The following is a 13,514-nucleotide window of genomic DNA, read 5'->3' on the forward strand; positions in this document are numbered from 1 at the left end:
ACTGAACAGAAGTGAGATCACAAAATTCGATCCCCGGCCACAGGTCCTTCAAGGCAGGGTGGCCAGCACATCCTGCAAAGCGGCCAGATCGACGGGCTTCACCAAATGTCGGTTGATGCCCGCCTCGGCCGATTTGCGGCGATCCTCTTCCTGCCCCCAACCGGACAGGGCCACCAGCGTAATCGCCTCGGACCCCGGCAATTCCCGGATGCGCCGGGCGGCCGCATAGCCATCGAGTTTCGGCATCCCGATGTCCAACAAGATCAAGTCCGGCCGGACCGTTGCCGCCAGTTCGACCGCCGCCAAACCGTCATGCGCTGTCTGAGTGTCGTGCCCCATCAACCGAAACATCAACGCCAGACTCTCGGCCGCGTCTTGATTGTCATCCACCACAAGGATTCGCCGGCTGACGTGTGTCCGCTGCACGGCCGGAAGTGTTTCGGGCGAGGGTTCCGGAGGCTCGCAGGACGGCAACCGGATGATAAATTCGCTCCCCAGCCCGTAACCTTCGCTATGGGCCTCCACCGTGCCTCCGTGCAGTTCAAGCAGTTGTCGAACCAGTGACAAGCCGATCCCCAATCCCCCCTGGGCCATGTCCAGCGACCGGTCCACTTGCATGTAAAGATCGAAAATTTTCGGCAACATATTCCGGGGGATGCCGACCCCGGAATCCCGCACGCTCACTCGAACAAACCCCGCCTCTGTTTCGACGCTCAAACGGATGCGCCCCCCCGGCGGTGTGTATTTGGCGCTGTTGTTGAGGAGGTTGGAAATTATTTGAGAAAGCCGGGTGAAATCCCCGTCGACGAACATCGGTTCAGGCGGCAGGTCCAGCAACAAGGTGTGATTTTTTCCCTCAATCATCGATCGTGTGGTTTCAATGGCGTGGGCGATGACGGCGGCCATGTCCACTTGTTCCATTCGCAGGTCGAGTTTGCCCTGACCGATCCGGCTGACATCCAACAGATCATCAACCAGTCGGATCAACTGGTCAAGCTGCCGATCCATCATGTGCAAGGTTTCCCGCCTCGGATCATCCGGCAAGGCGGTCAGACTCATCAACTGCACGCCTTGCCGAACGGGAGCCAGCGGATTCCGAAGTTCGTGGGCCAGCAAAGCGAGGAATTCATCCTTCCGGCGGTCGGCTTGCCGTAGCGCCTCCTCGGCTTGTTTTTGGTCTTGGATATCCGTGGATGTTCCAAACCAATTCATCACCCGGCCGTCGGCGTCCAAGATCGGCACCGCTCGCGTGAGAAACCAACGGTATTCGCCGGTCTTTGCGTTCCGAAGCCGGAATTCGGCGGTGAGTTGCGTTCCCCCGGCGAAGGCGGCCGCCCACCGATCATTCAAGTTTTGCAAATCATCGGGATGAATGACTTCATGCAGGTCACCGGAATCAGCCGTGGTTCGTCCGGTGTAATCCCGCCAGCGATTGTTCAGATATTCCAGCCGGGCGTCGGCTCCGCTGACGTAAACCATCTGCGGCATGGCATCGGCCAGAAGACGGAAACGTTCCTCGCTGCGGCGAATCTGTTGTTCTGCCTCATGCTGCTTAGTGGTGTCCACGGCACACCCGACGGATCGGCACGCCCGGCCGGAGGCATCGGGAAAGATAATTCCCTGATCCCACACATGGATATACCGGCCATCGACATGCCGGACGCGGTACGTCGTGCTGTAGCGATTAGAGTTTTGGCTGCCCAGAATTTCCGCTTGGAGCCGGTTCACGTCATCCGGATGACAGCGTTCGAGCCACCAATTCATCGTCGGCTCGGCGTCGGCGGTGTCCACGCCGATCAAAGAACGGAGGGCTGACGACCGCCAGACCGCTCCGCTTGGATAGTCGAGTTCGTAAATCAGCCCGTTGACGGCCTCGGTGGCCAGCAACATTCGTTCTTCGCCTCGCCGTGACCGATCTTCAGCCAGTGTCCGTTCGGTGACATCCTCGATCATCACGACGGCTTGAATGATCCGGCCGGTGTCATCCCACACCGGAGCGGCCGACATTCGCACTTGAAGGGAGCCATGTTCCTTGCGGGAAACGACTGTTTCCACTCCCGTGACGGCCCCACCGCCGGCGACCGTCGCCAGCAACTGCTTCCAAACAGCGGCATTTTCCGAAGTGACGACCGGGCACGGATGGCCGATCATTTCCGATTCGGACCAGCCAAAGACGTTGCTGGCCGCCCTGTTCCAGAGTCGCACGTTCTCATTGAGTTCAAGCATCACGATTGGTAACGGGGACGAATCGATGATCGCGTTGAGTTTCAAATTCGCCGACTGACGTTCCTGGACTTCGGCGATCAATCGCGTTTGTTCGGCCACTAACTGCCGTTGGGTGCGGCGCAGGGCCTCAAAAACGCACCCGATGGCCACTCCTTGGGTGAGGAACATAAACAATGACATCAGTTCGGCGGGAATGGTCCCCGAGAATGACGGAGGGGAATGCGCGAACCACAATCCGGCCGCGCCGCCAAGAATGGTGGCCAGGAGACCGGGCTTCAACCCGCCCCGCCATGCCGCCAGCAACACCGCACCAACAAAAGGAAGAAAGGGAGCCGGATCACCAACGACATCGGCGGCGATCCAGCGAAACAGACTCACGACAGCCGTCGCCAGCACGGCGAGCAGATAGCCTGACCCGATGAAACGAGCAAATTCAGCCATTCATCACGATGGTTCTTGGGCCGTCGTCCCCGACTGGCGTGAAAACAGTCGGAACCACAACACCGCGAGAGAATGCTAAGATAGGGTAAGACGTTACGTCGGACAGCGTAACGTCTCATGGAATCCTGTTCGCGCCATCACGCCAGCAAATTCTTGACCACATTTCCATGCACATCGGTCAGCCGATAATCCCGGCCTCCGTATCGGAACGTCAGCTTTTCGTGATTCAGGCCCATCAGATGCAGGATCGTCGCATGCAAATCGTGGACATGCACCTTGTCCTGCGCGGCATGCCAGCCAAAATCATCCGTCGCCCCGTGGGCTTGCCCGCCTTTGATGCCACCTCCGGCGAGCCACATGGTGAAGCCGAACGGGTGATGTTCCCGCCCGTTATCCCCCTCGGCCGTGGGAGTGCGGCCGAACTCACCGCCCCAGACGACGAGAGTGTCTTTCAGCAAACCACGGGATTTCAAATCGTGGAGCAACCCGGCGATGGGCAAATCGGTGGCGAGGCAATTGGCGGGCAATTCGGTCTTGAGACCGCCATGTTGGTCCCAAAGCTGGCAACTGGAACGCTTCGATGTTTGCGTGTGATATACCTGCACACAGCGAACGCCTCGTTCTACCAACCGCCGGGCCATCAAGCATTGCTTGCCGAAGATGTCCGTGTTTTGGTCGCCGATGCCGTAGAGTTTCTTCGTCTCGGCTGATTCGCTATCGATGCCGAAAGCCTCCGGGGCTTCTTTCTGCATTCGGAAAGCCAGTTCAAACGAGGCGATCCGGGCATTCAATGCCGAGTCGCTGGCCGTCTGGTCGCGGTGCAGTTCATTGAGTTTCTTCAACAGATCAAGTTGTTCCCGCTGTTTTTCGAGCGAGACGCCATTCGCGTTGAGGTTGGCAATCGGGTTCTTGAGGTCGTTGACCAGCGTTCCCTGATACGTCGCCGGGAGAAAACTGGACGACCACAGCGGCGCCCCTTGAGCGGGTTGGGCCGGACTGATGACGACGAAACCGGGAAGGTTTTGGTTCTCCGTGCCGAGACCATAGAGCAACCACGACCCGAGTGACGGCCGGGAGAACGCCTGTTCCCCCGTGTTCATTTGCAGGCAAGCGCCATTGTGATTGATGTTGTCCGCGTGCATCGACCGGACGACACAAATATCGTCGATGTGTTTCGCCACGTTCGGAAAGAGTTCGCTCACCTCGACGCCGCTGGCCCCGTGCTTCGCAAACTTAAACGGCGAAGCCAGCAGATTGCCGGTGCGAGTGCGGACGAGTTTCGGCTGCTCGAACGGCAGCGGTTTCCGATCAAACTCCCGGACTTTTGGCTTCGGGTCAAACGTGTCGATGTGACTCGGCCCGCCGGACATGAACAGGAAAATCACCCGTTTGGCCTTCGCCGGATAATGCGGGGTTTTGACACCCAACGGCGAAAGCGATTCCGCACGGGCTTCGTCGGCCAACAGACCGGCCAGGCCGAGCATTCCAAAACCATTGGCAAACGTGGACAAGGCCCGACGACGATTCACGATCATCCGCAAACTCCCACTCGCAACGACACAGAAGCAGATTTCACGCAGAGTTCGCAAAGGGGGACGCAAAGCTCGCCAAGAGCCAACGAAAAAAAGCGATGTCTTCCAACGGAGGGAATCATTGACTCATTTTCGTTGACTTTTGATGAGCTTTGCGTCCCCTTTGCGAACTCTGCGTGAAGTCTGCTCTTTCTATGTTTTTATTTACTTACGCCGGGACGCCGATTTGCACGAACGTATGAACGTGCGGCAGAACGCGGAAGTTCCAGACAATTCCGGGGCCTTCCAACCGCCAGAACGTCCACGGCTGGCTCTTGGTGACGCCGGAGCCTTCATACTCTTCCGTGTAATAGGCCATGTGGACTTTGTCCATGCCGCCGGTTTGCTTGATGATCGTCATCACCTCAGCCCCGTCTTGCTGCCGGAAGGGGGACAGGAGGGTGTTCAGTACGGAGACGAACAGTTCCTGTTGGTCCTTGGACAGTTCGGCATAGGCGATGCCGGGTCGGGCGCCGTCTTTCGTCAACTTGATGGAGTTGGGGCCTTCGCCGGGGTGTCCCTTGGTGATGACGGCCTTCTCCCGTTGCTTCGGGTCAAGGGCGTTGAAAGCTTCCATTGCCTTCAAGGACTGATAAGAGAACACGTTGCGTTCATTGTAACCGGGGGGCGTGTGGCCGTAGTAAATCGGGCCGCCGAAAGCGATGTTCGATTCGCTGTCGCCATCACACCGGACCGTCAGGTGGTGCCCGGTGAACAGGAAGGCGAACTTGCCTTTGGAGGGGTCGCCGAAGATGTCAGCCCCGGTGTTGTCGAAGCTCTTGCTGGCATCCCACGTGCCGCCCCGCGTCATCTGATTCCAGCCCTTGTCATCGGAGGAGATCGCCTTCACGATTCGCTCGACCAGTTCTTGCTGGGGTTTCGTGTAAACGCTCTTGAGCGTCTTGTCGAGGGCCTTGTTCGGGTTCACGCTCTTGCGGGCGGGATGTTCCCAAGGCTTCACAACGGCCTTCTTCTGGTCATCGGTCAATCCGGCGAAGAGTTCTTTCACCAGATCTTCGGCCATCGTGTTGACGACCCGCGGCATCGGCCCGATTTCGGGCTTGGGGGAATCGGCCAGCAAACGGGCCGGATTCAGCATTGTGGCCCCGCCGGCCACGGCGACGCCGCCGAGGGCAAGAGACCGGACGAAGTCACGGCGGTCCACGGAAGGAAGACATTCCGGGCAGATCGGTTCTTTCCTGGTGTTCATGCGGAAAACTCCGTTGAGAGAGACACACGGGACAGATTGCCCGTGTTGAGTGGATGGTGGATAGATGGTACACCCATTGACGGGTGTTTGAAAAGAACAATTCAAGGCGTGAGAGAAAAATGTGAATCGCCGGGTGTCTTTGGCCCAAACTTGTCACACCGTCAGGACACGATCCCGGCTGGCGATTTCCCATGTGCCGGTCACCTTGTTATTCTCAACCACATAAGCCCGGCGGTGCAGGGCGACCGTCGGGCAAACGTGGGAGGGAACGGCATAAATCACGTCCCCGATGTTCCATGTGTCGGCCGCCGGGGTGTCGATGGCGAAGTGTTCCTCGTTTTGCAAAATGGGGGTAAATTCTGGCAGATTGAGCAGAATGCACCGCTTCCCCGCCGGCGGGTCGGCGGCGATGGCCTTGTGGCCCAAGTCGAACGTCAACCGGCCGGGCATCGGCTTGGAGATCAACCGGGAGACCACAACGGCCGCCGGGGTCAGTCCTGAAAGTTCCTTGTATTTCGAGCCGTAACCGTTGTCGTAGAGGACAAACGTGCCGGGCGAACATTGCAGGCCAGGGAAATCCATCTTCGCCCACACAGTGAAGGTCGGCGTCCCGCCGCAGATGATTCGCGGAACAGGAATGCCTTTCGCTTCCACTTGTTTCCGAAGACTCAGCACCGGGGCGATGAGATCCCGCACCGCCGCTTCCCGAGTCGCCAACTCTTCCTGATGATTGTGCCCGTCGTACACATGGAAGCCATCCAGTTGCAGATTGGGAAGGGTCGCCAACAGAGCGTACAACTCGGCAGCCGCCGGGCTGGCAGCAATCCCGGTGCGGTGATGGCCGACATCAATATCCATCAGCACTTTGAGTTTGGCCGAGGCGCCTTGAAAACCTGTGCTGAGGGCCTTCGCCGAGTCGGGGTGATCGCAAAGCACGCCGAACTGTGATCGCGGATACTTGCCCGCCAACTCCCGCACCCGCCGCACATTCGGCCCGATGACCGGATAGGCCAGCAAGATATCGGGAACCTGAATCTGAGCGAGCATCTCGGCCTCGGCCACCGTGGCGCACTTGTGCGTGGTGATCCCGGCGGCCAGTTGCATGGCCGCGATCTCCTTCGTCTTGTGCGTCTTCACATGCGGGCAAAGCCGGGCCGGCGAACCCGCCAGCCGAATAATCTCGGCGATGTTCGATTCGATAAGGGACTTGTAAAAGACCAGCGCCGGCGAAAAGACTTCGTCGAGATTGTCAATCCGATAGACGGGATTCATTTCAAATTCCAAGGTGGGATCAGGGCCGGGCAATAGAAGCCCGGAGTTCGTCGAGTGTGTTGAACAAAAAGAAGGTGGTGATCACTCGATCAAGTAGGAGACTATCAGCGGTGGCCAATTCAGTTTCGACGTACCGAACTCCGGCGTCGCCAAACTTGGCTTTCAGTGCGAGGGTGATATTCTCTCGCCGACCATCTTCCTTGGCCATGCGTTCTACCGACCACACATACGGCACGATATGCTCCTTCTCAAATTCGACCGCCCGGAGAGTCAGTTGTCTTTCCAATTCGGGCGGGAGGTTCAGGAACCAGTCAATGATCCGAAACGCCCGCCGAATCTCTTCCGGGCCATAACCTTTATCATACAGCCGTCGCATGAGCCGCCACTTCCACTCCATCCGACCGGTCGGATCGTTTCGGGTTAACTGGCTTTGCAAGTGAGCCAACACGGCCGAGCCGATGAAACCGGGCATGGCCTCCAGTTCTTCGATGCGGTGTCGCCAGTCCCACAACTTGAGCGATTCAAACTCATAACGCAGACGTGTCCGGCCTCGAATCCATTCGTAATGATCCGGCCGCCACGATTCTGATGTGTCCCCCAGAATCGCCAAGCCAATCGGCGCCCGGCCATACGCATCTTTGATCCGATAATGGTACACGAACATCCGGTGGGCCAGTTCTTCGTCTCGCTGGCTTTGAACCTCGGCATGGATCAGCAGATACAGCGGCTCGGCCGTTCCCCTCTCACGCACCCGATATAGTCGGTCGGCAATCGTGCGGCCGAGTTCCCCGTCACGGATCAGTTTCGGCAGCTCCGTTTCAAGATTCTCGACCGGGTACGACCAGTCCACCAAGGCGTGCGTTTCCGGACAGAACGACCGGAGCAGTTCCTCCAAATAGTCGTCCAGTGTGTCCTTCCAAGGGCTGTCCAGTTCCAAAATCAAGGGTTGTTCACCGGCTAAGTTTGTCCCCGCCGGCGGCCGGTTTCTGGCCCACGGTGGCGAGGGCCATCGTCAGGAAGTCCGTGGCGATCTTTTGGACCTGAACGTCGATCTCCCGGCAGGCCGCATCCCATGCTTCGGCAGTCGTGCCGGGTTTCCACGGGGCCGAGCGGACTTCGAGATAGGCCTTGGCCTTTGGTTCAGTGCCGCTGGGTCGCAGCACCACCTTGCCGATGTCGCCGAGACGGAAGATCAGGAAGTTCCGCGACGAGGCATCCGTCGCTCCCTTCAGCGGCCCCATCCGGCCGTTTTCGTCCCGCAGATCTTCGAAGCCGGTGACAGCCACGCCGCTAATGGTTTTCGGCGGGGTTTTCCGCAGGGCGTCGAGCATCCGGCCCATGTTGGACTTGCCTTCGATCCCGGTCATGATGATGTTCAGAACTTCATTGCGGAAGTAGCCGTATTGCCGGGCGAGCGAGTCCAGATACTCCGGCACGGTGCGGCCTTGTCGCTTTTGCTCCAAGGCCATCTCGGCCACCAGCACCGCCGCCCCGCCGGCGTCTTTGTCCCGCAGTTCAGCCGTGGTTTGCAGACCGTGGCTCTCTTCGCAGCCGAGCAAGAAGTCCGAGGTGGTCCCGCTCACATCTTCGTAGTGGCCGGTTGATTCGAGTTGCCAGATCACCTCGGCGATGTACTTAAAGCCGACCAACAGGTTCTCGACAATCTGCACGTTGAAACTGCGAGCGATGCGGCCGACCATCGAGGTCGTCACTTCCGTGGTCACCACCACCGGGGAAGGAGGCATGTCCCCCGAACGGGCCAATTGGCTGAGTTTGAAATGGGTAATCATCGCGCAGATTTCCTGGCCGGTCAGGAAGCGGAATTCGCCGCCCCCTTCCAACGACCGGGAGGCCACGCCGCCGATGCGGTCCGCGTCCGGATCGGTGGCGATCACCAAATGAGCTTTCTGTGTCTTTGCCTCGGCCTCGCCGCGATCCATGCTTTCCGGCACTTCCGGATTTGGCGATTTCGTCACATTCGGGAACTGGCCGTTCGGCGGCATCTGCTCGGCCACCGTGAACGGCTTGAAACCAACTGCTTGAAGAGCTTCCAAAGCGGTCATCGAACCCACGCCATGCAACGGCGTGTAGACCAGACGAAAATCATCGGCCTTCGTCGGCGGGGCGGTGATGCTTTGCTTCGCGCACAATCCGATGTACGCCTTGTGCGACGAGTCATCGAGAAAATGCACTTTCCCGCCGCGGACGGCCTCGGCCCACGGCATCGACCGGATCGTCTTCACTTGATCGACGTAGTCGCTCATGATCTGGTCGTCCGGCGGGACCGGCTGGCCGCCGCGTTCTTCGTAGAACTTGCCGCCGTTGTCGTCCGGGGGATTGTGAGAGGCCGAGACGTTCAAGCCCCCTTGGGCTCCCAAAAAGCGGATGGCAAATGAAAGCTCCGGCGTCGCCAGATATCGGTTGCTGTCGTCTGGCAGAATGTGGGAGTGGATGCCATTGGCCGCGTACACACAGGCGGCGAACTTGGCGAAATCCTTGCTGCTCAGGTGCAGCACCGGGTTCGGCAACGCCGGGTTGTAGACTTTACGCTTGTCCTCAAACTGCCGGACATCATAAGCCAAGGCCACCTTAAGATCGGTCTTGCCGGGGAAGCGAGCCTTGAGAAACTCGCTGTGCCCCTGCACGGAGGCGCCAAGCGTCCACAGGTTCATCCGGTTCGGCCCGATGCCGACGGCCCCGCGACGGCCCCCGGTGCCGAAGGGAAGCACTTGGTAAAACATATCGAGCAAATCGGCCCACTTGGACGCGGTGACGAGCCATTCAATCTGCGGCCGATACGGGGTAAAATCCCCGCCGGAGAGCCATTGTTCCAAGAATTGAACCGCCTTGGCGCGAAAGGCCGGGTCGGCGTCAACGGTTTCAAATCCCTGTTTGGCGGCGGCCAAGAGATCCATGAGAATGCAACTCGAAAGAGGATGACAACGGATGAGATTCGTTGAGGCTACTCTAAGCGGAGCAATAGAACGGGGCAATCAGATATGCGAGTTACTTCGTCACAGACGTGAATCGATCAAACAATTCGTCAAGAATGCTCTGATAGTACACTTCCTGTTCCATCGTGATCCCCGGCAGCGGAGCCGCCAACGGAAGCGTGGCCGCCAGCAAGGCCACGCGGAGGCGGACCTCTTTCCATAATTGTGTCAGACGGGTGACGGCGGCCTCCGTCAGGTCCGGGTCGAAATCGCCGGCCCGTAAAAAAGTGTCGAACAAATCCCGCAAGTCCGAACAAAGATTCATCAACCGGGCCAATTGTTCATGCACAACCGTCGGCGGTTCGTGCGGCAGTTCCGCGATCAAGGCGCGGACTTCGTGAACCTCGTTGATGAGAGAGTTCCATTGGGTATCCACAAACAGGTTCGGGTTCCCGAGGTCGCTTCGGGACATGCACGCGACTGTCCAGAACTCGATGGCCCCGCCGAACCTGATTAAGAGGCTTTGCAAGAGATGGCGCAAACGATCTTCAAGCGGGGACATGGGGGAGGATTTCGGCGGTGTTTGCGATTGTTCTATGGGCGACCCGGCTCAGGCCAAGATTTCCTCGACGACTTCCCCGGCCACGTCCGTCAGCCGTTCGTCCCGGCCGTTGTGCCGGAAGGTCAGCTTTTCGTGATTGAGGCCAAGCAGGTGCAGAATGGTCGCGTGGAAATCGTTCACGCTCGTCCGGTGCTTGACGGCCTTCATGCCAAAGTCATCCAGCGCCCCGATGCTCTGGCCCCCCTTCACGCCGCCGCCAGCCATCCACATGGTATAGCCGTAGGGGTTGTGATCCCGGCCGCGTCCGCCTTGTGAGAACGGCGTGCGACCGAACTCGCTGCACCACACGACAAGGGTTTCGTCTAGCATTCCCCGTTGTTTCAAATCCTTGAGCAAAGCGGCGATCGGTTGGTCCACGTGGCCGCACATGGTTTCATGGTTCGACTTGATGTCGTCGTGGGCGTCCCATTGAGTGATGAGCGGCCCGCCGCCGGAATAGACCTGCACGAATCGTACCCCGCGTTCCACCAATCGCCGGGCAAGTAGGAGACGGGTGCCAAAATCGGCGGTTTCCTTGCGGTTGAGGCCATAGGCTTCGCGCGTGGTCTCTTGTTCTCGCGTGAGGTCCACCGCCTCCGGGGCGGCCTGCTGCATCCGAAAGGCCAGTTCATAGCTGGAGATGCGGGCCGACAGTTCTGAATCGGTCGGGTCGAGTTGCTGGTCGTTTAATTTCTTCACGAGGTCAAAGGTGCGGCGTTGTTGCTCGTCCCCCACTCCCCGCGGCGGCTTGAGGTTGATGATGGGATTCGCCCCTTTGCGGAAAAGAGTCCCCTGATTCACCGTCGGCAAATACCCGGCGCTCCAACAAGGCGCCCCGCCCTCGGGAACCCCTTCCGGTTGAGGCATCACGCAATACGCTGGCAGGTTCTCGCTGACGCTTCCCAAACCATAGGTCACCCAGGAACCGAGGCTGGGATGCCCCATCAGTGTCCGGCCAGTGTGCAGTTCGTAGATGGCCGGGGCATGGATGGAGGAATTGCAGAAGCAGCTTTTCAAAAACGCGATGTCATCCACACAAGTTGCGAGATTCGGCATCAAATCCGAAACCCATTGGCCGCTTTTGCCGTGCTTCTGAAACTTGCGGGCCGTGGGCAGCAGACCGGAATCCCCCTTGGTGAACTGGCTCGGGAACTTGCCCAAACTTTCCGGCAACGGTTTGCCCCGCCATTTCTCCAGTTCCGGCTTGGGGTCGAACAAATCCAACGGCGACGGCCCGCCGACCATGAACATGAAGATGACTGATTTGGCCTTCCCGTCAAAATGTGGCTTCTTCGGCGCCAGCGGATTCACCGTCGGCGCGGCCGATGCCTCCTGTTGCAGCATGGCCGCAAGGGCCAGCCCCCCCAAACCGCCACCGGCTTGGAAGAGAAAATCCCGACGATTTTTGGCAACAGGAATGTGTGGCGTCATGGCGTTAGTTTAATCTCATTGGGCGGGAATCACAATTCGGAATAGGCACCGCTTACTTGGCGGTGACTTTGATGTTCCGAAAAGCCACTGGGCCGTGGTCGCCTTGGAACATCAGCGGGCCGGTGGCGGCCTCTTTGCCGGTCAGGCCGCCGGGGGTGGCTTTTTCCATTTCCACGTTTTCGTGAAGAACCACGTCGTTCAGGGTCACCTTCACGAATTTGGCCTTGGCCGTCTTCTTGTCGCCATCGAACTTCGGGGCTTGGAACTCGATCACGAACTTCTGCCACTCGCCCGGCTTCTTCGCGGCATTCACTTTCGGGGCGGCGGCGCTGTACAACGCCCCGAGATCCCCCTGCGTGAGTTTGTCGTTAGGCTTGCCGAAACTATCCAGCACCTGCACCTCGTATTCGCCCATCACATAGATGCCTGAGTTCGATCCCTTGGGAACCATGAACTCGACTTCGATTGTGCAATCGCCGTACTTGGCCTCGGTGGAAATGTCCGTGCCGCCGGTGGCCGCGTTGACCAGTTCGCCGGAGCCATCCTTCAAGATGATCTTGCCGGGATTGGTCGGATCAAGCGAGGACACCCCAACCATCCAATGATTTTTCTTCTCGTCCTTGGGCTTCCAACCGGCGGTTGTTTTGCCATCAAACGGACTGCTCGATTTGCCGCTGGCCGGCGAATCAGCCCGCATGGTCACAGATGAGATCACACACAAAGCGATGGCGAACAAGACACGGGAGAGGGACATGGATTTTCTTCCGGTTGGGGTGGGATGTTCTCGGGCGAGGCTATCTTAAACCGGAAGCGGATTGGGGGAAAGGGAAAAGATGACCGGCTTTGAAGATGACACGGAGACAAGGAGACCGGGTGACACGGTGACAAAAACGCACTCCTCAGAGCGTCGCTTTTGTCACCGTGTCACCCGGTCTCCTTGTCTCCGTGTCATCTTTAGATCAACTGCCCGGTTTGGGCTTCACATCAGGCGGGGTCGCATCCTTCGGAGGATTCTTCAGGTAATCGAGCATTTTCTTGGAAAGCTGATCGCCGGGGATCAGTCTTTGCGTGTCTTCCAGCTTGGCGATGGCGGCATCCTTTTCGCCGAGCGTCAAATAGTGATACGCCAGCAAAAAGGCATCTTGGCTGGCGGTCGGATTGGCCTTGTAATCAGCTTCCAAGGCCCGCAGTTGCGTGGTGTAGTCCTTCACATCGCCGTATAGCCCGCTCATGGTTTCCCAATTCCAACCCGGCCCGCTGGCCAGAACGGAATAGAGCGCGGCCGAGGCGTTTTTGTAATCCCCCTTGGCAAAGAGAATCAACGCCCGAAGCTCGTGCAAAGCGGGATCATTCGGAAGTTTGGCGATGGCCGCGTCAACTTTGCCCAAGGCGGTTGGATAAGCCTTCGCCTTGAACGCCGACCGGGCTTCGCCAACGGTTCCCTCGACTTGTTCTTGGAGTTGTTTCGCGTCATCATCGGACAACTTGGAAACATCCGGGGCCGCCTGTTCAAACGGAGAACGGGAGACGCTTGGGTTCACCGGCGTCTGGTCCGGCGGGGGCAAATCGGCCGGGAGGTCTGTCCCTGAATCCGTGTAAGGAGCGGACAGCGGAGCGGTGACGATCGGCTGGGAATAATCGTAGAATCCGGCCCCGGCAACTGCCGGAGCCGAGTAGAACGGGTTGGCATAAGCGTAATTGCCATAACCCGGCGAGAGCAACCAGCCGGCCGCCAGCCCGGCGCCGAACCATCCTAATCCACGGCCGCCCCAATAACCGTTGTACCAGCCGTTATGCCAACCGCCGTAGTAGCCATTCCAGCCCCCGCC

10 protein-coding genes are annotated in these 13,514 nt (G+C 58.8%); all 10 read right to left on the minus strand.

Translation table 11 applies throughout. The features are described from left to right. Nucleotides 1-48: 48 nt before the first annotated feature. The gene (locus BGIM_RS57920) at nucleotides 49-2,667 is read right to left on the minus strand and encodes a PAS domain-containing protein (RefSeq protein ID WP_020471621.1); all 2,619 of its coding nucleotides are present in this window, start codon (nucleotides 2,665-2,667) and stop codon (nucleotides 49-51) included. 137 nt (nucleotides 2,668-2,804) lie between these two features. Beyond that, nucleotides 2,805-4,202, minus strand: coding sequence for a DUF1501 domain-containing protein (locus BGIM_RS0120585; protein ID WP_020471622.1), 1,398 nt, complete (start codon nucleotides 4,200-4,202; stop codon nucleotides 2,805-2,807). A gap of 205 nt (nucleotides 4,203-4,407) precedes the next feature. Continuing rightward, nucleotides 4,408-5,448: a DUF3500 domain-containing protein gene (locus tag BGIM_RS51510; RefSeq protein WP_020471623.1), complete on the minus strand. Its 1,041-nt coding sequence runs from the start codon at nucleotides 5,446-5,448 to the stop codon at nucleotides 4,408-4,410. Between the two features lie 153 nt (nucleotides 5,449-5,601). Further along, a complete protein-coding gene (locus BGIM_RS0120595) occupies nucleotides 5,602-6,720 on the minus strand; it encodes a D-TA family PLP-dependent enzyme (RefSeq protein WP_020471624.1) in 1,119 nt (372 codons plus the stop codon). Nucleotides 6,721-6,739: 19 nt separating this feature from the next. After that, entirely contained in the window at nucleotides 6,740-7,663 is a 924-nt protein-coding gene (locus BGIM_RS51515; protein WP_020471625.1) for an RpnC/YadD family protein, read from the minus strand. Between the two features lie 7 nt (nucleotides 7,664-7,670). Beyond that, nucleotides 7,671-9,635, minus strand: a complete 1,965-nt coding sequence (locus tag BGIM_RS0120605) for a phospho-sugar mutase (RefSeq protein WP_020471626.1) — start codon at nucleotides 9,633-9,635, stop codon at nucleotides 7,671-7,673. 91 nt (nucleotides 9,636-9,726) lie between these two features. Further along, a complete protein-coding gene (locus BGIM_RS0120610) occupies nucleotides 9,727-10,215 on the minus strand; it encodes a hypothetical protein (RefSeq protein ID WP_020471627.1) in 489 nt (162 codons plus the stop codon). Between the two features lie 48 nt (nucleotides 10,216-10,263). Next, on the minus strand, nucleotides 10,264-11,685 hold the full coding sequence (locus BGIM_RS0120615) for a DUF1501 domain-containing protein (RefSeq protein ID WP_020471628.1): 1,422 nt from the start codon (nucleotides 11,683-11,685) through the stop codon (nucleotides 10,264-10,266). 52 nt (nucleotides 11,686-11,737) lie between these two features. Next, on the minus strand, nucleotides 11,738-12,439 hold the full coding sequence (locus BGIM_RS0120620; protein WP_020471629.1) for a 3-keto-disaccharide hydrolase: 702 nt from the start codon (nucleotides 12,437-12,439) through the stop codon (nucleotides 11,738-11,740). A gap of 205 nt (nucleotides 12,440-12,644) precedes the next feature. Then, nucleotides 12,645-13,514: tetratricopeptide repeat protein (locus tag BGIM_RS57925; RefSeq protein ID WP_020471630.1), on the minus strand; the 870-nt coding region annotated here is incomplete at its 5' end.

It is taken from the genome of Zavarzinella formosa DSM 19928, assembly GCF_000255705.1.
In the GTDB taxonomy this organism is placed as follows: domain Bacteria; phylum Planctomycetota; class Planctomycetia; order Gemmatales; family Gemmataceae; genus Zavarzinella; species Zavarzinella formosa.